This is a genomic window from Agrococcus sp. GCM10030265 (assembly GCF_042666675.1).
Taxonomy (GTDB): domain Bacteria; phylum Actinomycetota; class Actinomycetes; order Actinomycetales; family Microbacteriaceae; genus Agrococcus.
In genome coordinates, this window is sequence record NZ_JBHTCZ010000001.1 from 380,047 (window position 1) to 403,871 (window position 23,825).

Sequence of the window (23,825 nt, forward strand, 5' to 3'; positions counted from 1 at the left end):
GCGACCGCACAGGAGGACGATGATGACCGAGGTGCTGCCCAGCTACGTGCAGGACGCGTGGTGGACCCCCGCAGACGCGAGCGACGCCGCCGTCGTGCGCGACGCATCCACCGGCGAGATCGTGACGCACGTCTCGACCACGGGCCTCGACCTCGCGGGCGCGCTCGAGCACGCCCGCAGCGTCGGCCAGGCGAGCCTCGCGCCGCTGACCTTCCACCAGCGCGCGATGCTGCTGAAGCAGATGGCGCTCGCCCTCACCGACCGCAAGGACGAGCTGTACGCGCTCTCGGCGCGCTCGGGCGCGACGAAGGCCGACACGTGGGTCGACGTCGACGGCGGCATCGGCGTGCTCTTCGCCTACTCGTCGAAGGGTCGCCGCGAGATGCCGCAGTCGACCGTGTACCTCGACGGCCCCGTCGAGCCGCTGTCGCGCGACGGCTCGTTCCTCGGCCGCCACATCGCGACGACCCTGCCCGGCGTCGCCGTGCAGGTCAACGCGTTCAACTTCCCCGTGTGGGGCTCGCTCGAGAAGCTCGCGCCCGCCTTCCTCGCCGGCATGCCGACCGTCATCAAGCCCGCGACGCCCACGGGCTACGTCACCGAGCACATGGTGCGCATCCTCGTCGAGTCGGGTCTGCTGCCCGCCGGCACCGTGCAGCTCGTCTCGGGCTCGGTGCGCGACCTGCTCGATCACCTGCGGCTCGGCGACATCGTCGGCTTCACGGGCTCGGCGTCGACGGCGGAGCGCCTGCGCTCGCACGCGCACGTGCAGACGGGCGGCGTGCGCTTCACGAGCGAGACCGACTCGATCAACGCCTCCGTGCTCGGCCCCGACGCCGTGCCAGGCACCCCCGAGTTCGCCGCGTTCGTGCGCGGGCTCGTCGCCGAGATGACGGCGAAGGCGGGCCAGAAGTGCACCGCCATCCGCCGCGCCATCGTGCCGCGCGAGCAGGTGGATGCCGTCGTCGAGGCCGTGCGCGACCGCATCGCCGAGAAGGTCGTCGTCGGCGACCCGCGCGCCGAGGGCGTCACGATGGGCGCGCTCGCGTCGACCGAGCAGCGCGACGAGGTGCTGCGCCAGGTCGCACGGCTCGTGGATGCGGGCGGCGAGCTCGTCATCGGATCGACCGACGCGCCCTCGGTGCGGCACGCCGACGGGTCGACGGGCCTCGCGCCCGACGGCGCGTTCGCGTCGCCCATGCTGCTGCGCTTCGCCGACGCCGAGGCCGACGCGCTGCACGAGGTCGAGGCCTTCGGACCCGTCTCGTCGATCGTGGGCTACGCCGACGCGGAGGACGCGGCGCGGCTCGTCGTGCGCGGCGGCGGCTCGCTCGTGACCTCGGTCGCGAGCCACGACCCGGCGTTCGTCTCGGCCCTCACGCGCCGCATCGCATCCTCGAACGGGCGCGTGCTGCTGCTCGATCGCGACGACGCCCGCGCCTCGACGGGCCATGGCTCGCCGCTGCCGATGCTGCTGCACGGCGGCCCGGGCCGCGCGGGCGGCGGCGAGGAGCTCGGCGGCATCCGTGCCGTGCTGCACCACATGCAGCGCACCGCCATCCAGGGCTCGCCCGCGATGCTCACGGCGCTCACGGGCGTCTGGCACGCGGGTGCGCCCGCGACGTCCGGCGGCACGCATCCCTTCCGCAAGTCGCTCGCCGAGCTGCGCATCGGCGACCAGGTCGTGTCGCCGTCGCGCGAGGTGACGCTCGACGACATCGAGACGTTCGCGCGCTTCACGGGCGACGAGTTCTACGCGCACATGGACGAGGCGTCGGCGGCGGCGAACCCGTTCTTCCCCGGACGCGTCGCGCACGGCTACCTGCTCGTGTCGTTCGCGGCTGGCCTCTTCGTCGAGCCGGCGCCGGGCCCCGTGCTCGCGAACACGGGCCTCGAGCACCTGCGCTTCATGACGCCCGTGTCGCCCGGCGACTCGATCCGCGTCGAGCTCACCGCGAAGCAGATCACGCCGCGCGAGACCGACGAGTACGGCGAGGTGCGATGGGATGCGCGCCTGCTGAACCAGGCCGACGAGGTCGTGGCGCAGTACGACGTGCTGACGTACGTCGCGAAGGAGCCTGCGCTGGAGGCGGTCTCCGCGTGACATTCTGAGGTTCTCGGCCGCTTGTGAGGTCACGAGCGGCCGAGAACCTCACATCGATCGTGCGCCGAGGGAGGCCCGGATGCGGTCGAGGGCCTTCGCGGCGTAGCCCTGCCACATCGCCGCGATGACGGGCGCGGCCACGCGGCCCGCGACGCCGCGCGGCCGCAGGCGCCACCGCCACGTCACGCGCGTGCCCGCGGCCACCGGCTCGAACGTCCACTCGCCGAGCACCCCCGAGTAGAGCGCGGCGAAGGGGCCCGTGAGGTCGCTCATCGCGTACGTCGCCGAGGACGGCGCGTCGGAGGTGCGCAGCGTCTCGACCATCGACCCGCCGTCGGCGAGGCGGATGCGACGCGACTGCCCCACCTCGGTGCCCCAGCGCGCGTGCCCTTCCATGGGCTTGGTCGCCGCGATCGCCGGCAGCAGCAGGTGCCCCCGGTCGAAGAATCCGGTCAGGTCGTCGCCGAGCACGCGATCGAACGCGATCTCGGGCGACGCGGCGACGACGACGGCACGCTCCATGCGCGGCTCCTCGGCTCGGGTGGTGCGGTGGATGCGGTCAGCGGCGGATGCGCGAGCGCCAGTCGTCGGGCACGCGTCCGGCAGGACCCGGGGCGGGCTGCTCGTCGGGACGGGCGGTGGGCGGCGCGAGCTCGAGGCCGTCGACCGACTCCTCGCGCTCGAAGTGCCAGCCCCACGCCTCGCCGGGCTCGAACGACTGCATGACGGGATGCCCGCTCTCGCGCCAGTGCGCGGTGGCGTGCTGCCCGGGCGACGAGTCGCAGCAGCCGACGTGCCCGCACGCGGCGCAGCGGCGCAGATGCACCCACCAGCCGTCGACCGCATCGCACTCGGCGCAGCCCGTGCCGCTCGGCGGCACCGTGGCATCCACGTCTGCAGCATCCGTCATGTCGCGAGCGTACGCCCGCGACGGCGTGTGCCGACAGTGTCGGCGGACGCGAACGCGAACGCGAACGGCGCCCCGGACGCGAACGCGAACGCGAACGGCGCCCCGGACGCGAGGTCCGGGGCACCGCCACGCGATCGTGAGGATCAGCCCTCGACGGGCTCCTGCGCCTCGTCGTCGGTGACCTCGGGGGTGACGGGAGCGGTGGGCTCGGTCGACTCGACCGGCTCCTCCGTGTCCGTCGCCTCGTCGGCGGGCGACTCGACGGCAGGTGCCTCGGCGGCCGGAGCCCTGGTCGTCGGGGCCTGCGTCTGCGTCGCGGCGTCGCCGGACGGCTCGTCGACTCGCTGCGACGATGCCTCGTCGACGGCGGCGGTCAGCGCGTCCAGCGCCGCCGCGCCGACGCCGATGCCGCCGAAGTCGATGTCGATCGGCACGACCACGGTCTCGAGCTCGCACGCGACGCCCGGGCGGTAGGAGGCCGACAGCTGCAGGCCGTCGTAGCCGAAGTCGACGTTCTCGATCGCGGCGTCCTCGGGGAACTGCGCGACGAACGCGTCGATCTGCGCCTCGACCTCGGCGATCTGCTCGGGGGTGGGCGCTGCGGCGAACGTGATGCGGTACTCGCCGCGCTCGAAGTCGTAGTCGAGCGTGCCACCGACCGTGAAGCCGAACGACTCGCGGCCGAGCTCGGTGCCCGTCTCGCCGTCGAAGGCCGCGAAGGTGAAGAACTGGCGGAACTGCGAGCCGTCGAGCGCATACGTGAGCGCGCCAGCCTCCGCGGCGGCCTGGAGCGTAGGCACGAGCGCGGCGTCCGCGGGGATGAGGTAGCCGGCGACCTGGCCGTCCTCCGACGTGCCGCCGTCGCCGGGCGTCGTCGCGATGCGCTCCGGGAGCGCGACGGGCCACGGTGCGCGTGCGCCGGGCGTCATGTCGAACGTGAACACCGTCGTCGCGCCAGGCGTGATCGCGTAGCCCGGCTGTGCCGAGGCCGTGAGCGTGAGCGTCGAGCCGGCGCGTGCGGACGTGTAGGTGACGCCCTGGGTGGTCGGCGTCGTGATGGCAGGCTCGGCGAGGCACTGCGCCGATGCCGTGGGGATGCCGGGGGTCACGAGCGTCGCGGCGGCGGCGGGAGCGCGCACGCTGCCGGGAGCCGTGACGCAGCTCGCGCCACCCGCGTCCGCCTGCGCGGCGGGTGCGGCTGCGATGCCGCCGAGCGCGAGCGCGCCCACGACGGCGAGCGCGCCGAGGCCGGTGGCGACGCGGCGTCGCGCCTTGCCGCTGACGGCGAGCGCGATGCCCGCTCCGATGACGACGACCGCGACGACGGCGAGCACGAGCCACTGCTCGGTCGCGCCGGTCTGCGGCAGGACGCACAGATCCATGGGGTCTCCCGATCCCTCGATGACGATGGGCATCGAGTCATCACCCGGCACCGATCGCGACCCTATGGATCGTTCCTGAGAATGCCGTGCGAGCGATCCTCAGCATCGTCCCCCGACCGCGTCGCCGCGCCGGCATCGCGTGCAGCGACTGCACGACGGATGCCGGCGACGACGAGCGTCATGGCGCGCTCCGGCCAGGGAGCGCGACCCTCGGGTCTCGCGCCGCAGCGCAGGCGTGCGGCGAACGGCGACCCGATCTCGGTCTCGAGCGGTGCAGCGTGTCGCCGTCGCGCTCGGGATCCGACCCGATGACGACCATACGGTCGAGAGGCGCGGATGCGCGCGACATTCCGAGGGAAACTCAGAGTTGTACCCCGAACTGCCGTCCGCGCACGTCGATCGGCCGGATCGTGTCGAGATCGGTAGTTCGCCTAGCGTTCTGCAGACGATTCCGGCGGTCGGCGGTCGACGGTCGACGTCTGCGGTCTCAGGAGGTCGCCTGCGAGCCACGAACCGGCAGGCGATGGCGCCAGACGCCGCAGCGGCGGCCGGGAGACCCGACCGCCGCCGCATGCATCCGCGTGCCTACGACGCGGGCAGCACGAGCTGCTGCCCCGCCTGGATGACGTCGGGGTCGACGAGCACGTCCTGGTTCACCGCGAAGATGCCCAGGTACCCGGAGCCGATGCCCTGCGCCTGCGCGATGGCCGAGAGCGTGTCGCCCGGCTGCACCGTGACGACCGCGTCCGAGGGCTGCACGTCGGGCAGCTGCAGCGGCGCGGGGGCGGGTGCTGCGGGTGCTGCGGGTGCGGCCGGCGCGGCCGCGCCCTGCTGCTGCGGCGCGGCCTGCTGCGTCGCCTGCGGTGCGGGCGCCGCCGCGCCGCTCGGCTCCGCGCTGCCGGATGCGCCGATGCTCGCGGAGCACGACGGCCACGCGCCCCATCCCTGCGAGGCGAGCGTGTTCTCGGCGACGCGGATCTGCTCCTCGCGCGACGCGGCCGCCGGGTTGCCCGAGCCACCGTTCGCCTCCCACGTCGACTGCGAGAACTGCAGCCCGCCGTAGTAGCCGTTTCCGGTGTTCGCCGCCCAGTTGCCGCTGGACTCGCACTGGGCGAGCGCGTCCCACGTCGACGCGTCGGCGGCGTTCGCGGTCGTCGGCACGAGCAGCATGGCCGCTGCCGCGGCGGCGCCGGCGGTCGCTGCGGCGAGGCCCGTACGGGCGACGCGCGAACGCGAGCGGTGCGGGCGGCGGATGTCGAGGGTGTCCTGCATGGAAGCTCCACGGCCCCGCCTCGACGCGTCGTCGCCTGCCCGACCGGAATCTCGATTCCATGGCGCGAGGGGCTCTCGGGGCAGGTGCGGCGGCGGTCCCTCGCGGTTCGGCGAGCGACGGTACTCGCCTCGCGTGGCGAGGTCGAATCGTGCGCGAGCGGCAGGGATGCCTGGCGAGAGAGCAGGGTCGGCGTCGGCCGCGTCGACGCCGACGCTCCGCGGTGGATCAGCGCGCGCGGATGCCGTCGAGCGCGATCGCGAGCACATCCTCCGCGAGCCTCGCGGCATCCTCGGGCCCGTCCGGCCGGTACCACTCGACGAGCGAGTTGACCATGCCGAACAGCAGGCGCTCGACGATGCGCGGGTCGACGTCGGCGCGCACGGCACCCGCCTCCTGCGCCTCGACGACCAGCCGCTGCATCGCGCGGTCGAACGCACGCCGACGATGCACGGCGTCGCGTTCGACGACGGTGTTGCCGCGCACGCGCAGCAGCAACGTGACCTCCGGCAGCCGATCGACGAGCACGTGCACCGCGCCGCGCAGCACGTGCGCGAGCCGATGCTCCGCAGGGCCGCCCAGCGCCTCCGACTCGACCACGACGGCCTCGAGGCCGCCGAGCGCCGCGTCGAGCGCTGCGGCGAGCAGCGCCTCCTTCGAGGCGAAGTGGTGGTAGATCGCCGACTTCGACAGCCCGAGGCGCTCGGCGAGCATCGCGATCGACGTCGCGTCGTAGCCGTGCTCGTTGAACGCGGCGACGGCGACGGCGAGGATGCCCGCCCGGTCGTAGCCCGGGCGGCCGCGGCGCTGCTCGACGTCGGTCATCGCTCCATCCTCGCGGATGCGCGTCGGCGGTGGGTGCGCAGACGGGTGCCTCGGCGTCAGGCGTGCGGCACGACGACGGCGCGTGCCGACAGCGTGCCCTCTTCGAGGGCGCGGTACGCCTCGAGCGCGTCGTCGAGCGAGAAGCGCTCGACGTCGGGCACGATCTGCCCTGCGCGGTACATGGCGACGACCTCGTGCAGCTCGGCGATCGTGCCCCAGTAGGTGTTCGTGATGACGGCCTCGTAGGGGTTCGCGAAGAACGACCACGACACCTCGCCACCCGCGATGCCCACGACCGACAGGCGACCGCCGCGCGCGAGCACACGCTGGCCGAGCTCGATCGTCGGCGTCGCGCCCACGAGGTCGAACACCGCATCCACGCCCTTGCCGCCGGTCGCCTCGCGCAGCTGCGCGACCTGGTCGCCGGATGCGTCGATCGCGACGGCGCCGCGCGCGACGGCCCGGTCGACGGCATCCTGCTTGCGGTCGGTGACGTAGACCGTCGCGCCCGTGAGGGCCGTGAGCATCTGCACGGCGATCTGGCCGAGGCCGCCGAGGCCGACGACGAGCGCGGTCGCACCGCCCTTCGAGAGCACCGGCAGCGCCAGCTTGATGGCGTGGTACGGCGTGAGGCCCGCGTCGGCGAGCGGCGCGGCGGCGACGGGGTCGGCGTCGCCGAGCGGCACGAGGTTGCGAGCGGGCACCGTCATGTACTCGGCCATGCCGCCATCGCGTCCGAGACCCGTCGCGAGGTACGGCTGCTCGGCGGCGCGCTCGCAGTACGTGTCCTGACCCTGCGAGCACGGCACGCAGCGCCCGCAGCCGATCGGCCCGTAGACGAGGAAGGCGTCGCCGAGCGCGATGCCCGTCACGCCCTCGCCGACCGCCTCGGCCCATCCCGAGGTCTCATGCCCGAGCGTGAACGGCGGCGTCATGCCGGGCTGCGCACCGTCGAACTCGGCGTACACGGCGACGTCCGAGTGGCACGCACCAGCGCCCGCGACCTTCAGCAGCACCTCGCCCGGCCCGGGCGTCGGCCGCTCCACCTCCTGCAGGGTGGGCTTCGTCTTCCAGTCGGTGAATCGCAGGGCGCGCATGGTGTGCCTCCAGAGGTGTCGGTGGGCCACCCTCCAGGCTATGCCCGCTGCCGAGGACGCACCGCCGAGAGGCCGCCGTCGACGCCGAGCACCTGGCCCGTGATCCAGTCGTTCGCCGGGTCGAGCAGGAAGGCGACGGCGGCCGAGACGTCCTCCGGCCTGCCGAGCCGGCCGAGGGCGTGCATGGCCTCGGACGCGTGCCGGGCCGCGTCGGATGCGGTGAGCTGCTCGGTGAGCGACGTCTCGACGAGCCCGGGCGCCACGACGTTGATGCGCAGACCGCGGGATGCGTAGGTCGCCGCCGACGACCGCATGAGCCCGATGACGCCCGCCTTCGCCGCCGCGATGGCGTCGTGGTTCGCGAGGCCCGCCATGACCGCCGCCGAGGAGACGAGCACGAGCGCGCCGCCGTGGCGCATGTGCTTGCCCGCGGCGCGGACGGTCGCGAACGACGTCGTCAGCGACGCCGCGACGGTCGCGTCGTACTCCTCGCGCGTCGTGAGGTGCGCGGGCTTCAGCAGCAGCGAGCCCGCGAAGCACGCGACGCCGTCGAACGGCCCGTGCTCGGCGACGACGGCGTCGACCGCGTCGAAGTCGGTCGCGTCGAGCGTCACGTCGCCGTCGCCTCCGCGCGACGTGCCGACCACCTCGTGCCCGGCGCTACGCAGCGCCGCGACGGTCGAGCCTCCGATGCCGCTCGACGCGGCGATGACGAGCATGCGTGCCATGCCTCGATCGAAGCGGTCGACGGATGCGCACGCACGCGCTTGCGCGAGGGCGGCATCCGTGCTGCGCGATGACCGCCGTCGCTGCGCCGCGGGTCTCGCGACGCGTGCTCGCTCGCGCCGCGATGCGCATGCAGCGGCAGCGGGGCGCCCGTGGGCGATCATGACGCCGCTGGGCGCGCACCTGTGCGGAGCGACCGGGCGCGCCGCCCCGAACCCCGGGGTCGCGACGCGCGCGCTACGCCCCCTGCTGCTCGCGCAGGTCGTAGACGCGCTTGAGCTTGCCCTCGCTGCGCGGCAGGTGCCCGGGCTCCATGAGGCGCACGGCGACGCTCGTGCCGATGCGCTCCTTCACGAGCGCCTGCAGCCGATCCGCCGCCGCCTGCGCCTGCGCGGGCGACGCATCCGGGTCGGGCTCGATGCCGACGGTGAGGGCATCCATCCGCCCCGAGCGGGTGAGCTCGAGCACGAAGTGCGGCGAGAGGTCGTCGATGCCGAGCGCGATCTCCTCGATCTGCGTCGGGAAGAGGTTCACGCCGCGCAGGATGATCATGTCGTCGTTGCGGCCGGTGATCTTCTCGATGCGGCGCATGCCCGTGCGGCCCGAGCCCGGCAGCAGGCGCGTGAGGTCGCGCGTGCGGTAGCGCAGCACGGGGAACGCCTCCTTCGTGAGCGACGTGAAGACGAGCTCGCCCACCTCGCCGTCGGGCAGCTGCGCGCCCGTCTCGGCGTCGATGACCTCGGGCAGGAAGTGGTCCTCCCAGATGTGCGGGCCGTCCTTCGTCTCGACGCACTCGCTGCCGACGCCCGGGCCCATGACCTCCGACAAGCCGTAGATGTCGACGGCGTCGATGTCGAGGCGCTCCTCGAGCTCGCGGCGCATCTCGTTCGTCCACGGCTCGGCGCCGAGCACCGCGACCTTGAGGCTCGTCGAGCGCGGGTCGACGCCCGCGGCCTCGAGCGCATCCGCGATCGTCAGCAGGTACGACGGCGTGCAGAGGATGGCGTCGGGCTCGAAGTCGCAGATGAGCTGCGCCTGGCGCGCCGTCTGCCCGCCGGACATGGGGATGACGGTGGCGCCGAGCCGCTCGATGCCCGCGTGGGCGCCGAGCCCGCCCGTGAAGAGGCCGTACCCGTAGGCGTTGTGCACCTTCATGCCGCGGCGGATGCCGGCGGCGCGCAGGCTTCGCGCCACGAGGTCGCCCCAGCGGTCGAGGTCGCCAGACGTGTAGCCGACGACGGTGGGCTTGCCGGTCGTGCCGCTCGAGGCGTGGATGCGGGCCACCTGCTTCATGGGCACCGCGAACATCCCGAACGGGTAGGTGTCGCGCAGGTCGGCCTTCGTCGTGAACGGGAGGCGAGCGACGTCGGCGAGCGAGCGGATGTCGCCGGGTGCGACGCCCGCGGCGTCGAGCTTGGCGGTGTACAGCGGCACGTTCGCGTAGGCGTGGTGCACGGTCTGCTGGAGGCGCTCGAGCTGCAGCGCCTCGAGGTCGGCGCGGCTGAGGCGCTCCTCGGGGTCGCGCTCGTCGACGGGCGTCGCGGCGAGGCGCGTGCGCGCGCGGGCGGCGAGGATCTCGCCGGGCGTCGCCGGGGTGACGACGTGGTCGGTGGCGACGGGCGCCGCGTCGGGGGCGGCGGCGTCGGGGTTCGTGAGCGTCATCTCGGTGTCCTTCGTCTGCAGTTCGTCGACGACTGGGCACTCGATGCTGTCGCGGAGGCGCGATCGCGACATCTGCTGCCCACTCGCCGACATCTGGTGCCCAGTCCGCGGGGTCAGGGGGTGGGGAGGGGGCGGGTCGTGGTGAACGAGCGGCCGCGGAACTCGGCGACGACGTCGCCCGTCTCGTCGGCGACCTGCACGTCGTAGAGGCCAGTGCGCCCCTGCTGCGTGCGACGCACCGCGGTGGCGGTGAGCGTCTGGCCGGGATGCGTCGACTTGAGGAAGGTGACGTCGGCGCCCTGCGCCACCGTCATCGCCTCGCCGTCGTTGCACGCGATCGCGAACGCCGTGTCGGCGAGCGCGAACACGAGGCCGCCGTGGGTGATGGCGAAGCCGTTCGTGAGCTCGGGCCGCACGACCATCGACGTGACGGCGATGCCGTCCTCGTCGCGCTCGACGCGCATCCCGAGCAGTGCGGATGCGGCGTCGCGCAGCAGCATCGCCCGCGTGTGGGGGCGGGCGGCGCTCACGGCATCGCCGTCGAGGCCCGTGCGCGCCGCGGGGGCCGCACCGCCGAAGGCGTCGTCGACGCCGGATGCGGCAGCCGCCGCACCGTCGAAGGCATCGTCGACGCCGGATGCGGCAGCCGCCGCACCGTCGAAGGCGTCGTCGGCGCCGGATGCGGCGTCCGCCGCCCCCGCCTGCGCCGTGCGGTCGCGCTCGTCGGCCTCGGTGGTGATCGCGTCGCCCATCCGCACTCCCTCGTGCTCGGTGCGACCGGGGGGGTGCCCTCGATCGCGTCGTGCCGCTATAGTAACTGAACGATCGTTCGGTAATCCAGTCGAGCCGACCAGGAGCACCCCGATCGACGAAGGAGGAGTCGACGATGACCGCACCCCTCGCACCCGCGAGCACGCAGTCCGACGACCGCCTGCTCGACGAGCAGGCGGCCCAGCAGCAGTTCGATCGCATCATCGAGGCCGACGGCCGCATCGAGCCGCGCGACTGGATGCCGGCCGCCTACCGCAAGACGCTCGTGCGGCAGATCTCGCAGCACGCCCACTCCGAGATCATCGGCATGCAGCCCGAGGCCAACTGGATCACGCGCGCCCCGAGCCTGAAGCGCAAGTCGATCCTGATGGCCAAGGTGCAGGACGAGGCGGGCCACGGCCTCTACCTCTACTCGGCGGCGCAGACGCTCGGCGTCGCCCGCGAGGAGATGACCCAGCAGCTCATCGAGGGCCGCGCACGCTACTCGTCGATCTTCAACTACCCCACGCCGACGTGGGCCGACATGGGCGCGATCGGCTGGCTCGTCGACGGCGCCGCCATCGCCAACCAGGTGCCGCTGTGCCGCGCCTCGTACGGCCCGTACGGCCGCGCGATGGTGCGCATCTGCAAGGAGGAGTCGTTCCACCAGCGCCAGGGATTCGAGATCCTGCTCGAGCTCGCGCAGGGCACCGAGGCGCAGCGCCGCATGGCGCAGGACGCCGTCGACCGCTGGTACTGGCCGTCGCTCATGATGTTCGGCCCGCCCGACGACGCGTCGCCGAACTCGGCGCAGTCGATGGCCTGGAACATCAAGCGCTTCTCGAACGACGAGCTGCGGCAGCGCTTCGTCGGCATGCTCGTGCCGCAGGCCGAGGTGCTGGGCCTCACGCTGCCCGACCCGAACCTGCGGTGGAACGACGAGACGCAGGCGTACGACATGAGCGAGATCGACTGGACCGAGTTCCACGAGGTGCTCGCGGGCCGCGGGCCCTGCAACGCGCAGCGCCTGCAGCACCGCCGGCAGGCCCACGACGACGGCGCGTGGGTGCGCGAGGCTGCGCACGCGTACGCCGCGAAGCAAGCCGCCGCCACCGAGCAGGTGGCCGCCTGATGGCGACCCCCGGCGAGGTCGGCACCGAGGCGTGGCCCCTCTGGGAGGTGTTCGTGCGCGCCAACCGCGGGCTCAGCCACGTGCACGTCGGATCCCTGCACGCACCCGACGCGAGCATGGCCATCCGCAACGCCCGCGACCTCTACACGCGTCGCGGCGAGGGCGTGTCGATCTGGGTCGCACCCGCCGACGGCATCACGACGAGCGACCCCGACGAGAAGGGCGAGTGGTTCGAGTCGCCCGCCGGCAAGAACTACCGCCACGCGATCTACTACACGAAGACCGAGGGCGTGAAGCACCTGTGAGCGGGCACGACATCTCGACGGGCGTCGAGGGCGACGAGGCCCACGGCCACGTCACGGTCGACGAGCTCGACCTCGCCGCCGAGCTCGCGGGCGCCGACGGCACCGTGGCGACGCCCGACACCGCCGAGTACGCGCTGTGGCTCGGCGACGACGCGCTCATCCTCGCGCAGCAGCTGGGCTGGTGGATCTCGCGCGCGCCCGAGCTCGAGGAGGACGTCGCGCTCGGCAACATCGGCCTCGACGTGCTCGGCCACGCGCGCTCCTTCCTGCGCTACGCGGGCACGGCCGACGGCCGCACCGAGGACGACCTCGCGTACTGGCGCGACGAGCCCGACTTCCGCAGCGCCTGGCTCTTCGAGGCTCCCAACGGCCACTTCGGCGACACGATCGCACGCCAGCTCGTCGCGTCCGCGTTCCAGCTCGAGCTCTACCGGCGCCTCGCCGACTCCGCCGATCCGGCGCTCGCCGCCATCGCCGCGAAGTCGGTGAAGGAGGTCGCGTACCACCTCGACCACGCGACGCAGTGGATGCTGCGGCTGGCGGGCGGCACCGACGTGTCGCGCCAGCGCATCGAGCAGTCGCTCCTCGACGTGTGGCCGCTCGTCGACGAGCTCTTCCGCGACGAGCCGCTCGTCGACCGCCTCGAGGGCATCGCCGTGCGCCCGTCGACGCTCCGCGAGCCCGTGCTGCAGCGCATCCAGGCGATCCTCGACGCCGCAGGCCTCGCGATGCCGCAGGTGGAGCCGTCGATGGCGGGCGGACGCCGCGGCAGCCACTCCTCGCGACTCGGGTACCTGCTCGCCGAGATGCAGGTGCTTGCCCGCTCGCACCCGGGGGCGACGTGGTGACGGCGCTCGCCGCGCGGCCCGCGACGCCCGACGCGACGGGCGACGCGGCGTCGCGTGCCGCATGGGAGGTCGCCGCCCAGGTGACCGACCCCGAGGTGCCCGTGCTGACGATCGCCGACCTCGGCGTGCTGCGCTCGGTCGCGAGCGACGGATCCGCGGCGCGCGTCGTGCTCACGCCGACGTACTCGGGATGCCCCGCGATCGACCAGATGCGCGACGACGTCGTGCTGCAGCTCACCGCCGCGGGCTACGACGACGTGGTGGTCGACTTCACGCTGAGTCCCGCGTGGACGACCGACTGGATGAGCGCCGACGGCCGCGCGAAGCTGCGCCGGTACGGCATCGCGCCGCCCAACGGCCGAGCCCCGCATCTCGACGGCCCGGTGCGCATCGCGATGGCCGTGAAGTGCCCCCGCTGCGACTCGCTCGACACGCGCGAGCTCGCCCGCTTCGGCTCCACGTCGTGCAAGGCGCTCTACGAGTGCCGCTCGTGCCTCGAGCCGTTCGACTTCTTCAAGGTGCTCTAGCGATGGCCGCGCAGAACGTCGGCGCGCCGCGCACCCGTCGCGGCGCGTTCCACCCGCTCGAGGTCGCATCCGTGCGCCCCCTCACCGCCGACAGCGTCGAGGTGACGTTCGCCGTGCCGGAGGCGCTGCACGGCGAGTACGGCTACGTGCCCGGGCAGCACGTCGCGCTGCGCGCGACGATCGACGGCCGCGAGGTGCGACGCTCGTACTCCATCTGCCGCCCGCCGACCGCGGGCAGCATCTCGGTCGCCATCAAGCGCGACCTCGGCGGCGTCTTCTCGTCGTGGGCGCACGATGCGCTCGAGGCCGGCACGGTCGTCGACGTCATGAGCCCGCAGGGCACGTTCACCTCCGGCCTCGACGAGCTCGCGGGCACCCACGTGGTCGGCATCGCCGCCGGCTCGGGCATCACGCCGCTCATGGCGGTCGCGCATCGCGTGCTCTCGCAGGCCGACGACTCGCGCTTCACCCTGCTCTACACGAACCGCTCGCAGCTCGACGTGATGTTCGTCGAGGAGCTCGCAGACCTCAAGGATCGCTACCGCGGCCGCCTCGCGCTGCACCACGTGCTGACGCGCGAGCAGCGCACGGCTCCCCTGCTGTCCGGACGGATCGACGAGGAGCGGCTCGAGCGCATCCTCGACGCCCTCATCCCGCCGGCGACGGTCGACGAGTGGTTCCTGTGCGGTCCGTTCGAGCTCGTGCAGCTGTGTCGCGATGTGCTCGAGGCGCGCGGCGTCGACCCCGCGCACGTGCGGTTCGAGCTCTTCACGACCGGCAGGCCCGAACGCGTCGAGGGCGATGCGGGGCGGCCCGTGCAGGTGCGCTCGGGCGAGCCCACGTGGCGACTCGACTTCACCCTCGACGGCCAGTCGGCCACGGTCGAGAGCCCGGTGGCGGCCAACGAGTCGCTGCTGAACGCCGCGCTGCGCGTGCGACAGGACGTGCCGTTCGCGTGCGCGGGCGGGGTGTGCGGCACGTGCAGGGCGCGCGTCGTCGAGGGCAGCGTCTCGATGACCGAGAACTACGCGCTCGAGCCCGACGAGCTCGAGCGCGGCTACGTGCTCACGTGCCAGTCGCATCCGACGGGCGACCGCGTCGTCGTCGACTACGACGGCTGAGGCGGGGCACGCAGACGGCGACCGGCTTCTCGGCGCTGGAGTCGGCCTCCGCGTCTTCGACCACCGGCCTCGCCGCACCCGGCTCCCGAGTTGCAGCGGACGTCCAGCGAATCCACGGCAGGATCGGCGACATGAGCACAGTGAACGCCGACGTGCCGGTCGGCACCCCCGTCTACGGCATCGGCTTCATGCCGGCCGTCAAGCGCTTCTTCAAGGGCATCTTCACCTTCTCGGGACGCGCGTCGCGCGGCGAGTTCTGGTGGGGCTACCTCGCCGTCGCGATCGTCGCCGTCGTCCTCGGCCTCGTCGTGGGCATCGTCTCGGGCATCGAGACCGCAGCCCTCGTGTCGTCGTACACGGCCTCGTACGACCCGTACGCCCCCGTCTCGGCGCCGCCGGTGCCGATCGTCACGACGATCCTCGGCATCCTGACCCTGATCGTCTGCATCCCCCTCGGCATCGCGACGCTCGCGGCAGGTGCGCGGCGCCTGCGCGACGCCGGCTTCACGCCCCTGTTCCTCCTGCTGAGCATCGTCGGCCTCGGCATCGTCTGGCTCATCATGTGCGCGCTGCCCACGAAGGACGAGTCGGGCTTCGGCGGCGGCTACGGCCAGGGCGGCTCGCAGCAGCCCGCCGCGTACGGTCAGCAGGGCGGCTACGGCCAGCCCCAGCAGGGCTACGGGCAGCCGCAGCAGGGCTACGGCCAGCCCCAGGGCTACGGCCAGCCGCAGCAGCAGTCGTACCCGCCGGTGCCGCCGTCGTCGGCGCAGCAGCAGCCCTACGGCCAGCAGCCCGGCCAGCAGCAGCCCCCGTACGGCCAGCAGCCTCCCACCTACGGTCAGCAGTAGGCCCATCGACGGCCCGGATGCCTCGGCATCCGGGCCGTCGTCGCGTGCGGATCCAGTGCGCACGCAGGCGAGCCGTGCAGGATGTCGGCGTGACTGCATCGCTCGACGACGTCCCCATCGGCACGCCCGTCTACGGCATCGGCTTCGGCGGAGCCGTGCGGCGCTTCCTGCGCGGCTACGTCGTGTTCACGGGCCGCGCCAGCCGCAGCGAGTACTGGTGGGCGCAGCTCGCGGTGCAGCTGTACGTGCTCGTGGTCTCGATGGGTGCGGTCGTGCTCCTGGTCGGCGTCGTGTTCGCGACGGTGCCGTCCTCGTCGTCGGGATACGGCAGCCGCGGCCTCACGCCACTCGCCGTGCTCGCGTTCTACGGCGTGCTCTTCCTGCTCATGGCGCCCGTGCTGCTGCCCACCTACTCGTCGGGCGCCAGGCGCCTGCGCGATGCCGGCTTCTCGCCGTGGCTCATCCTGCTCGCCCTCGTGCCGCTCGGCTCCTACGCCGTGCTCGTGCTCACGATCCTGCCCACGAAGCCCGACCCGGCCTGGGCCGCCGGGGCATGGCAGCACCAGGCGTACGGGTACGCGCCGCAGCCGGGGCAGGCGATCGCCCCGGGGCAGCCCGGCACCGGATACGGGTACGGATACGGCGGCTCTGCGCAGGCCGGATACGCGCAGGCCGGATACGGGCACACCGGATACGGCACCGACCCGCACGGGCAGGCCGGATACGGGCAGGCCGGATACGGCGCCGACCCGTACGGGCACCCCGGTGCCGGCACCGACCCGTACGGACAGGCCACCTCCGGGCAGGCGCCGACCGCGCAGCAGCACGACGGCCGCCAGCACGACGCGGGCGACCAGCGGCAGCCCTGAGCACGCCTCGCATCCGCCCCTCGCCCGCGAGAGGATGGGCACAGCCACTCGCGAAGGAGCAGCATGATCGACCTCACCATCGAGCACGACGTCGCCGAGATCACGCTCGACGCCCCCGAGCGCCGCAACGCGCTCGACGAGGCCGCGCTGCAGGATCTCGCGATGGCGGTCGCCGACGCCGAGGCGGCGGGTGTGCGCGCGCTCGTGCTGCGCGGCGAGGGCCCCGCGTTCTGCGCCGGCCGCGACATCTCGGCGGTCGACCCCGCCACCGACGACGTCGAGGGCTTCCTCGGCCACCGCGTGCAGCCGCTGCTCGAGCACCTGAGCGCCTTCCCCGCCCCCACGTTCGCCGCAGCGCACGGCGCGTGCCTCGGCGTGGGGCTGGGCCTGCTCGTCGCGACCGACGTCGTCTACGTCGCCGAGTCGGCGAAGATCGGCAGCCCCTTCGCGAACCTCGGCGCCACCCTCGACTCCGGTGGGCACTCGCTCTTCGTCGAGCGGCTCGGCACGCATCGCACGCTCGACCTCGTCTACTCCGGCCGGCTCATGACGGGGGCGGAGGCGGTCGCCGCCGGGCTCTTCTCGCAGGCGCTGCCCGACGACGAGGTGCTCGCCGCCACCCGAGCGGCCGCCGCCCACGCGGCGCAGGGCGCGACGCTCGCGTTCCGCGCGTCGAAGGAGCTCGTGCGCGAGCTGCGCGACCAGCGCCTGGGGCTGTGGCGCTCGATGGCGCACGAGACGCGGGCGCAGGCTCGGCTCGCCCGCTCCGAGGACTACCGCGAGGGCTTCGCCGCCTTCCAGCAGAAGCGCACCCCCGCCTTCCAAGGGCGCTGACGCGCGGCGCGACGCGCGCTCAGGCCTCGGTGATCGTCACGATCATGCTGCCGAGCTCGGTCTCGACGAGCACGACGTGCTCGCCATCGGCCCACGTGCGCTGCCCCTGCGGTGCGAAGCCCGCATCCTCGAGCTCGGTCGCATAGGCGTCGACCGAGCCACCGGCGAGGTCGTACGTGGCGGTGTAGGCGACGATGAGGTCGGTCTCCTCGACGAGCGGGAGGTCGGGCCGCGGCACCGATGCCGGCCACGAGGTCGCGCCCTCGCCGCCGCCGCCACCACCCAGCAGGTCGCCGCCGCCGCCGCCGCTCGCGCATCCGCCGACGACGCCCGCGAACGTCACCGCAGACGCGACGAGCGGCAGCCACAGGGCTGCCGCTCGTCGGTTCGTGCGCATGCGACCAGCGTCGCACGCGCGCCTGGACGGGGTCAGAGCATGCCGAGCTCGCGGAGCCTCGCCTCGACGTCGGCGTTCGACGGCTCGACGTGGTGCGACGCATCCGGGTAGACCACGACGGGGATCTGCGTGCGGCCCGAGATGTCGCGCGCGACCTCCACGGCGTCCGGCTCGGCCTCGAGGTCGACGTACCGATAGGGCACGCCGAGCCCATCGAGCTGCGCCTTCGTGCGACGGCAGTCGCGGCACCACTCGGCGCCGAACATCGTGATGCCTGCGGTGGTCTCGGCGGTGGCTGCGTCGGTCATGCTGCGATCCTCGCATCCGCGACGCCGCCGCGCTCGGCGACGGTCGCGGCCAGCGCATCCGCCTCGACCGCGATGGCCACGGCGCCGCCCTCGCCGACGGATCCGCCGACGAGCAGGTCGGCGACGCGGTCGTCGATCTCGCGCTGGATGAGTCGGCGCAGCGGGCGCGCGCCGTACTCGGGCTCGAAGCCGTGCTCGGCGAGCCATGCCACCGCGGCGTCGTCGACGTCGATGCGGATGCCCTGCCGGGCGAGCCGCGCCGACGTCTGCGCGAGCAGCAGCCGCACGATGTCCTGCAGCTGCTCGCGCTCGAGGGTGCGGAAGAGCACGATCTCGTCGATGCGGTTGATGAGCTCGGGTCGCATCGCCTCGCGCAGGCGCCCCATGACGCGGGCGCGCAGCTCGGTCTCCGAGAAGCCCGACCCGCCGTGGGCGACGAAGCCCATGGCGCCCGACCTGCTCGCGAGCGTCTCGGAGCCCACGTTCGACGTCATGATGACGACGGCGTTGCGGAAGTCGACGGTGCGGCCCTGGCCGTCGGTGAGGCGGCCGTCCTCGAGCACCTGCAGCAGCAGCGTCAGCACGTCGGGGTGCGCCTTCTCGATCTCGTCGAGCAGCACCACCGAGTACGGGCGGCGGCGGATGCGCTCGGTGAGCTGGCCCGCCTCGTCGTAGCCGACGTAGCCGGGAGGGGCGCCGATGAGCCGCGAGACCGTGTGGCGCTCGCCGAACTCCGACATGTCGAAGCGCACCATCGCCGACTCGTCGCCGAAGAGCGACGCCGCGAGGGTCTTCGCGAGCTCGGTCTTGCCGACGCCCGTGGGGCCGAGGAACAGGAACGAGCCGATGGGTCGCGACTCGTCGCCGAGGCCCGAGCGCGAGCGACGGATGGCGCGCGCCACAGCCTCCACCGCGTCGTCCTGCCCGACGACGCGCTCGTGCAGCTCGTCGCCGAGGCGCGCGAGACGCTGGCGGTCGTCGTCGCCGAGCGACGCGGCCGGGATGCCCGTGGCGCGGCTGACGACCTCGGCGATGTGCTCGGCGTCGACGATGGCGTCGTCGGCGGGGACGACGGGCGCGTCGCCGTCGAGCGTGCGCTGCACCTCGAGGATGCGGTCGCGCACGCGCGACGCCTCCTCGTAGTCCTCGCGCTCGATCGCGCGGTTCTTGTCGGCCTCGAGGGTCGCGAGCTCGGCCTGCAGCGCCTCGACGTCGACGGTGCGGCCGAGCCGCAGCCGCAGCCGAGCACCCGCCTGGTCGACGAGGTCGATGGCCTTGTCCGGCAGGAAGCGGTCGGTGACGTAGCGGTGCGACAGCTCGACGGCGGCGCGGATCGCGTCGTCGGTGTAGCGCACGGCGTGGTGCTCCTCGTAGGCCGAGCGGATGCCCTGCAGGATCGCGACCGCGTCGTCGACCGAGGGCTCGGCGACGTGCACGGGCTGGAAGCGGCGGGTGAGCGCCGCATCCTTCTCGATGCGGCGGTACTCGGCGAGCGTCGTCGCACCGATCATGTGCAGGTCGCCGCGCGCGAGCCGCGGCTTCAGGATGTTCGCCGCATCCATGCCGCCCTCGCCGCCACCGGCGCCGAGGATCGTGTGCAGCTCGTCGATGAAGACGACGAGGCCGTCGGCGTTGGCCGCGATCTCGTCCATCGCCGTGCCGATGCGCTCCTCGAAGTCGCCGCGGTAGCGGGTGCCGGCGACCATCGCCGTCATGTCGAGCGCGATGACGCGCTTGCCCTCGAGCTGCGGGGGCACGTCGCCTGCGACGATCGCCTGGGCGAGGCCCTCGACGATCGCGGTCTTGCCGACGCCGGCCTCGCCGATGAGCACGGGGTTGTTCTTCGTGCGGCGCGCGAGGATCTCGACGGTCTGCGCGATCTCGTCGGCGCGACCGATCACCGGGTCGATCTCGCCGCGCTCCGCTCGAGCGGTGAGGTCGATGCCGAACCTGTCGAGCGTGGGCGTCGTCGACTCGGGGTCGACGGCTCCGCCGTCGCGCGTCGTCGGCTGCTGCTGGGCGCCCTCCTCGTGGGCGCGCTGCGCCTCCGCCATGGCGCGACCGAGCGACTCCTGGCTCACGCCGTTGGCGTCGAGGATGCGACCGGCGACGGTGTCCTGCGCGAGCAGCAGCGCGAAGAGCAGGTGCTCGGGGTCGATGTAGCTCGCGCCGTTGGCGCGCGCGACCTGGTAGGCGTCGCGCAGCACGCGCTGCGCGCTGGCCGTGAGCACCTGGGGTGCGTCGGTGGTCTCGGCCTCGGCGGGCAGCCGCTCCTCGGCGGCGGATGCGATGGCGTCGGTGTCGGCGCCTGCGGCACGGATGACCTCGGCGACCTGCGGGTGCGCGACGGTGGCCTGCAGCAGGTGCAGGGCGTCGACGTCCTGGTGGCCGTGCTCGCGGGCGCGCTCGACGGCGCGGGCGAGGATCGTCGCTGCGCGACGGGTGAGCAGCCTCGAGACGTCGACCTGGCGACCGGCGCCCTGCGCCTGTCGGAGTCGCGCGAGGAAGTCGTCGAACGATCCGCTGGGACCGGTGAACGCGGGCATCCTGCCTCCAAAGAAACGTGAGTCTGGTGCGCTCAAGTCTAGGGATGTGAGCGACCTACGCTCAAGAAGACGCATGGAGGGCGCGCGGCATTCCGGATGCGCGTTCGCCCACGGCGAGCACCCGCCATCGGGGTGGGGCGTTGCGTCTCGCAGGCGGGCGCGGAACCGCGTGACGCCGCGGGCCGGCGCGCGGCGGCGCGCAGCGGGGCGCAGCGGGGCGCAGCGGCGCGCGCCGTCGGCCCGTCCGCGTCAGCCCTTCGTCACGTCCCAGGCGTGGTGCTCGATGTCGTGCAGCGCGTACGCGCCGAGCGTGCGCACCGTGAAGCGCGACCCGTTCGACCGGCGGCCCGTGCGCTCCCACGCCTCGGCGGGCACGGCCGCGAAGGCGTCGGCGAGGTCGGCGGCCGCGACGTCGAGCTCGATGGCGACGCGAGGCGGGCGCTGCTCGGCGTACGCATCGTCGACGGCCGTCGCATCCTGATCCCAGTTTGCGAACTCGGGGTCGTCGTGCTCGAGCATCGACACGAGCCGCTCGCGCATGATGCGGCACACGTCGCGCACGTGCGCCGCGTACTCGAGCTTCGACCACGTCGCGTCATCGGGTCGCTCGCGGACGTCGGCGTCGTGCAGCGCGCGATGGATCGTCACCACCGCGGCACGGATGCGGACGGGCAGCTCGGCGTCGGGCACCTCGGGCGAGAACCCGCACTCCGTGCACGGGCGCTCGAGCACCCAGGTCCAGTCCTTCGTGTCCGGCTCGATCGGCATGCCCCGATCCTCGCAGCCCGAACGTGCGCCACGCGCACGTCGGTGGCAGTGTCGAGGCATGAGCACCGTGCGCAAGGCAGCCTCCGAGGACCGCTTCGAGATCGTCGACGACGCCGGCGTCGTCGCCGGGCGAGCCCACTACGTGGAGGTGGCCGGCTCGCGCGTCTTCTTCCACACGACGGTCGACGACGCCCACGCCGGGCAGGGGCTCGGTCGCGAGCTCGTCGTCGCCGCCCTCGATGCGACGCGCGACGAGGGCCTGCACGTCATGCCGGTGTGCCCGTTCGTCGCGAAGGTCGTCGCCGGCGACCAGCGGTGGGATGACGTCGTCGTCACCGTGACGCAGGACGCGCTCGCCGCCATCCAGGCGCGCACGCAGCGCTGACGCTCAGATCGTGATCGCCCCGTCGGCCGCGATGGGCCAGTCGGGGTTGTGGGCGACCTCCCACACGTAGCCCTCCGGGTCTGCGAAGGCGCCGGACGTGCCACCCCATTCGGCGAGCGCCGCCGGCCGCACGACCGAGCCGCCCGCCGCCTCCGCCTCGGCGAGCACCTCGGCGACCTGCTCCGGCGCACGCACGTTGTGCGCGATCTCCACGCCCGGCGCACCATGGCCGGCGACGCCCGTCCACAGCGCGAAGACCATGTCGCCCGCCTGGAAGAAGCACACCTCGTCGTCGGGCTGCTGCGCATCCGCCCAGCCCATCGCCTCGTAGAAGGCCCGCTCCCGCGGGAGGTCGTGCACGCCGAGCGTGATGAGGCTGATGCGCTGCTCCATGCGACGACGGTAGTCGCCGACGCTGCCGCGGCGCAGCACCGTGGTGCCCGCGCGGATCATCCCCGAGGATGACGGGCTCGACCCTGGCGGACGACGCGGCGCGGCCCCCTCGGGCGCGAGGCTCGAGAGCGAGCCGAAGGAGCTGCCATGGACATCGTCGAGCGAGCACAGGACCTGCTGAACCTGGGGGTCGTCGTCTACGCGGGCATCGCCCTCATGCTGCTGGGCATGCTGGCGCTGCTGTGCATCGGGGTCGCCGCGATCGAGCGTCGAGGCACGCGCGTCGAACGCCGCCGCGCATCGCGTCGGGCGATGTCGTACGGCGCCACCCGGCGCCGCGTGCTGGCGCGCTGAGGCCGCAGGGCAGCGCGCGACACGCCCGGGCGGATCGGTGCGTGACGAACGCCCTCCCCGTGACGTCTCCCTAGACAGCGACGACGTCGAAGGAGGACGCGCCGGCGGCGATCGCGCAGCCGGCACCACGGCATGACCCCCGAGCACGCAGACCCGGCCGACGCAGGCGGCATCCACGACACCGGCGACCTCGCACGCATCTGGGATGCGCTCGAGGCCCTCGCACGGCGCCTCGACGAGCATGCGGCCGCAGCCGCGGCCGCCGCCTCCGGCGCCACCCACCCCTCCGACGCTCCGGACGCCCCCGACGACGCCGAGCCCGCCGATCCGTGACGGGCGGCCTCACTCCGCCGTGAGCTCCTCGTGGACGCGGCGCAGATCCTCGAGCATCGACCCGACGACGACCCAGTGCTCGGGATGCGGCGAGACGACGACGAGCGGCGCCGTCAGCAGCGGACCCGTGTCGGAGGCCGCGTCCCCCGGCAGCGCGAGCACGTAGCGGATGCGCAGGTCGTGCGCCGCACGCCGCAGCTCGGAGGCGATCTGCCCCATGACGGGCTCGCGATGCAGCGAGTCGTCGTAGTGGTCGCGCATGGCGCGCGTCATGCCGGCGACGCGCGTCACGAGCACGCCGAGGGTCGCGAGCCCCTCCTCGTAGCCGGCGAGCTCGCCGCGGTGCCTGCCGCCGCGCCAGTTGAGCGCCAGCGAGTCCTCCGCCGTGGCGACCGCGACCTGCGCCCGCGCGAGCATGGGGCGCAGCAGCCGCACCTCCACGAGGTTGCCCTCGAGGGTGCCGCGGCCCACGGGCTCGGATGCGGCGACCGCGAGGCGCTCGAGGCTGCGCGCGATCTCCTCGGCGAGCTCCTGCATCTCGCGTCGTGCGGGACCGAGCAGCACGGGAGGCACGATGAGCAGGTTCACGACGAACGCGATGGCGGCGCCGAGCACCGTCTCGGCGATGCGGTCGATCGCGTAGATCGGCGAGGCTGCGCCGAGCGCGAGCACGAGCATGGCGCTGATGGGGATCTGGTTCGACGTCTGCTGCGACAGCCGCAACGCCCACGCGAGGAGCACCGACACGACGACGGCGGCGAGGATGATCCACGCGGCCGAGCCGAGCAGCAGCGAGATGCCCGTCGCGAGCGCGACGCCCACGATGACGCCGATCGAGCGCTCGAGCGCCCGCCCGAGCGACTGGTTGACGCTCGGCTGCACCACGATGAGCGCGGCGATCACGGCGAAGATCGGCGGCTCCTCGGCGATGAGCGCATCGGCGGCGAACCACGCGGCGATCGCGGCGACGCTGATCTTCACGACCTGCAGGAACGGCAGGCGCCCGGTGGCACGGATGCGGTGCACCCATGCCGTGGTGCTCTGCAGTCGCCAGCGTGCCATGCGCACCTCCCCCATCCGCCTGCGCCAACGCTGCCACATCGCGTCGGCGAGCCCGCACGACCTTGCGCG

General features: G+C 73.4%; 27 protein-coding genes. 12 read left to right on the forward strand and 15 right to left on the reverse strand.

Annotated features, from left to right (window positions below):
- The first annotated feature begins 22 nt into the window (after positions 1–22).
- Entirely contained in the window at positions 23–2,104 is a 2,082-nt protein-coding gene (paaZ, locus tag ACFQPP_RS01725; RefSeq protein WP_376914778.1) for a phenylacetic acid degradation bifunctional protein PaaZ, read from the forward strand.
- A 48-nt stretch (positions 2,105–2,152) separates the two neighbouring features.
- Here paaZ and ACFQPP_RS01730 read toward each other — a convergent pair whose 3' ends face one another.
- The 9 genes from ACFQPP_RS01730 to ACFQPP_RS01770 form a co-directional block, all read right to left on the reverse strand.
- Complete coding sequence (locus tag ACFQPP_RS01730; protein ID WP_376914779.1) at positions 2,153–2,626, reverse strand: SRPBCC family protein; 474 nt, start codon at positions 2,624–2,626, stop codon at positions 2,153–2,155.
- Positions 2,627–2,663: 37 nt separating this feature from the next.
- On the reverse strand, positions 2,664–3,014 hold the full coding sequence (locus ACFQPP_RS01735) for a UBP-type zinc finger domain-containing protein (RefSeq protein WP_376914780.1): 351 nt from the start codon (positions 3,012–3,014) through the stop codon (positions 2,664–2,666).
- Positions 3,015–3,157: 143 nt separating this feature from the next.
- Entirely contained in the window at positions 3,158–4,429 is a 1,272-nt protein-coding gene (locus ACFQPP_RS01740; protein ID WP_376914781.1) for a hypothetical protein, read from the reverse strand.
- A gap of 552 nt (positions 4,430–4,981) precedes the next feature.
- Positions 4,982–5,668, reverse strand: coding sequence for a transglycosylase family protein (locus ACFQPP_RS01745; RefSeq protein ID WP_376914782.1), 687 nt, complete (start codon positions 5,666–5,668; stop codon positions 4,982–4,984).
- Positions 5,669–5,894: 226 nt separating this feature from the next.
- Positions 5,895–6,491 (reverse strand): TetR/AcrR family transcriptional regulator, encoded by a 597-nt coding sequence (locus ACFQPP_RS01750; protein WP_376914783.1) that lies wholly within the window; start codon positions 6,489–6,491, stop codon positions 5,895–5,897.
- A gap of 56 nt (positions 6,492–6,547) precedes the next feature.
- Complete coding sequence (locus ACFQPP_RS01755) at positions 6,548–7,588, reverse strand: NAD(P)-dependent alcohol dehydrogenase (protein WP_376914784.1); 1,041 nt, start codon at positions 7,586–7,588, stop codon at positions 6,548–6,550.
- 38 nt (positions 7,589–7,626) lie between these two features.
- Positions 7,627–8,316, reverse strand: a complete 690-nt coding sequence (locus ACFQPP_RS01760) for an SDR family NAD(P)-dependent oxidoreductase (protein ID WP_376914785.1) — start codon at positions 8,314–8,316, stop codon at positions 7,627–7,629.
- Between the two features lie 235 nt (positions 8,317–8,551).
- Positions 8,552–9,976 (reverse strand): phenylacetate--CoA ligase PaaK, encoded by a 1,425-nt coding sequence (paaK, locus tag ACFQPP_RS01765; protein WP_376914786.1) that lies wholly within the window; start codon positions 9,974–9,976, stop codon positions 8,552–8,554.
- Between the two features lie 113 nt (positions 9,977–10,089).
- The gene (locus tag ACFQPP_RS01770; RefSeq protein ID WP_376914788.1) at positions 10,090–10,728 is read right to left on the reverse strand and encodes a hotdog fold thioesterase; all 639 of its coding nucleotides are present in this window, start codon (positions 10,726–10,728) and stop codon (positions 10,090–10,092) included.
- A 134-nt stretch (positions 10,729–10,862) separates the two neighbouring features.
- Between ACFQPP_RS01770 and paaA the strand changes: the two genes are divergently transcribed.
- The 8 genes from paaA (at position 10,863) to ACFQPP_RS01810 (ending at position 17,210) form a co-directional block, all read left to right on the forward strand.
- A complete protein-coding gene (paaA, locus tag ACFQPP_RS01775) occupies positions 10,863–11,858 on the forward strand; it encodes a 1,2-phenylacetyl-CoA epoxidase subunit PaaA (protein WP_376914790.1) in 996 nt (331 codons plus the stop codon).
- Complete coding sequence (paaB, locus tag ACFQPP_RS01780) at positions 11,858–12,163, forward strand: 1,2-phenylacetyl-CoA epoxidase subunit PaaB (protein WP_376914792.1); 306 nt, start codon at positions 11,858–11,860, stop codon at positions 12,161–12,163. Before paaA ends, paaB begins: the two co-directional genes overlap by 1 nt.
- Positions 12,160–13,011: a 1,2-phenylacetyl-CoA epoxidase subunit PaaC gene (gene paaC, locus ACFQPP_RS01785; protein WP_376914793.1), complete on the forward strand. Its 852-nt coding sequence runs from the start codon at positions 12,160–12,162 to the stop codon at positions 13,009–13,011. The genes paaB and paaC overlap by 4 nt, the downstream gene beginning before the upstream one ends.
- Positions 13,005–13,538, forward strand: coding sequence for a 1,2-phenylacetyl-CoA epoxidase subunit PaaD (gene paaD / locus ACFQPP_RS01790; protein ID WP_376914794.1), 534 nt, complete (start codon positions 13,005–13,007; stop codon positions 13,536–13,538). The genes paaC and paaD overlap by 7 nt, the downstream gene beginning before the upstream one ends.
- A 2-nt stretch (positions 13,539–13,540) precedes the next feature.
- On the forward strand, positions 13,541–14,659 hold the full coding sequence (paaE, locus tag ACFQPP_RS01795; RefSeq protein WP_376914795.1) for a 1,2-phenylacetyl-CoA epoxidase subunit PaaE: 1,119 nt from the start codon (positions 13,541–13,543) through the stop codon (positions 14,657–14,659).
- A gap of 131 nt (positions 14,660–14,790) precedes the next feature.
- A complete protein-coding gene (locus ACFQPP_RS01800; protein ID WP_376914796.1) occupies positions 14,791–15,507 on the forward strand; it encodes a DUF805 domain-containing protein in 717 nt (238 codons plus the stop codon).
- Between the two features lie 89 nt (positions 15,508–15,596).
- Entirely contained in the window at positions 15,597–16,376 is a 780-nt protein-coding gene (locus ACFQPP_RS01805; RefSeq protein WP_376914797.1) for a DUF805 domain-containing protein, read from the forward strand.
- A 63-nt stretch (positions 16,377–16,439) separates the two neighbouring features.
- Positions 16,440–17,210: an enoyl-CoA hydratase/isomerase family protein gene (locus tag ACFQPP_RS01810; RefSeq protein WP_376914798.1), complete on the forward strand. Its 771-nt coding sequence runs from the start codon at positions 16,440–16,442 to the stop codon at positions 17,208–17,210.
- A gap of 19 nt (positions 17,211–17,229) precedes the next feature.
- Here ACFQPP_RS01810 and ACFQPP_RS01815 read toward each other — a convergent pair whose 3' ends face one another.
- The 4 genes from ACFQPP_RS01815 to ACFQPP_RS01830 all read right to left on the reverse strand — a co-directional run bounded on the left by ACFQPP_RS01815 (position 17,230) and on the right by ACFQPP_RS01830 (position 21,229).
- A complete protein-coding gene (locus ACFQPP_RS01815) occupies positions 17,230–17,607 on the reverse strand; it encodes a hypothetical protein (RefSeq protein ID WP_376914800.1) in 378 nt (125 codons plus the stop codon).
- Between the two features lie 32 nt (positions 17,608–17,639).
- A complete protein-coding gene (locus ACFQPP_RS01820; protein ID WP_376914801.1) occupies positions 17,640–17,915 on the reverse strand; it encodes a glutaredoxin family protein in 276 nt (91 codons plus the stop codon).
- Entirely contained in the window at positions 17,912–20,461 is a 2,550-nt protein-coding gene (locus ACFQPP_RS01825; protein ID WP_376914802.1) for an ATP-dependent Clp protease ATP-binding subunit, read from the reverse strand. The genes ACFQPP_RS01820 and ACFQPP_RS01825 overlap by 4 nt, the downstream gene beginning before the upstream one ends.
- A gap of 249 nt (positions 20,462–20,710) precedes the next feature.
- Positions 20,711–21,229 (reverse strand): DinB family protein, encoded by a 519-nt coding sequence (locus ACFQPP_RS01830; RefSeq protein ID WP_376914804.1) that lies wholly within the window; start codon positions 21,227–21,229, stop codon positions 20,711–20,713.
- 58 nt (positions 21,230–21,287) lie between these two features.
- Between ACFQPP_RS01830 and ACFQPP_RS01835 the strand changes: the two genes are divergently transcribed.
- On the forward strand, positions 21,288–21,614 hold the full coding sequence (locus tag ACFQPP_RS01835; protein ID WP_376914805.1) for a GNAT family N-acetyltransferase: 327 nt from the start codon (positions 21,288–21,290) through the stop codon (positions 21,612–21,614).
- Between the two features lie 3 nt (positions 21,615–21,617).
- Here ACFQPP_RS01835 and ACFQPP_RS01840 read toward each other — a convergent pair whose 3' ends face one another.
- Entirely contained in the window at positions 21,618–22,007 is a 390-nt protein-coding gene (locus ACFQPP_RS01840; protein WP_376914806.1) for a VOC family protein, read from the reverse strand.
- A gap of 147 nt (positions 22,008–22,154) precedes the next feature.
- Between ACFQPP_RS01840 and ACFQPP_RS01845 the strand changes: the two genes are divergently transcribed.
- Together ACFQPP_RS01845 and ACFQPP_RS01850 are read left to right on the forward strand one after the other, a co-directional pair.
- Positions 22,155–22,361 carry a hypothetical protein gene (locus ACFQPP_RS01845; RefSeq protein WP_376914807.1) on the forward strand — a complete coding sequence of 69 codons (207 nt, stop codon included), beginning with the start codon at positions 22,155–22,157 and terminating at the stop codon, positions 22,359–22,361.
- Positions 22,362–22,493: 132 nt separating this feature from the next.
- On the forward strand, positions 22,494–22,694 hold the full coding sequence (locus ACFQPP_RS01850) for a hypothetical protein (protein WP_376914808.1): 201 nt from the start codon (positions 22,494–22,496) through the stop codon (positions 22,692–22,694).
- 9 nt (positions 22,695–22,703) lie between these two features.
- On the opposite strand, the gene ACFQPP_RS01855 is transcribed toward ACFQPP_RS01850, so the two are convergent.
- Complete coding sequence (locus tag ACFQPP_RS01855; RefSeq protein WP_376914809.1) at positions 22,704–23,756, reverse strand: aromatic acid exporter family protein; 1,053 nt, start codon at positions 23,754–23,756, stop codon at positions 22,704–22,706.
- Positions 23,757–23,825: the final 69 nt, after the last annotated feature.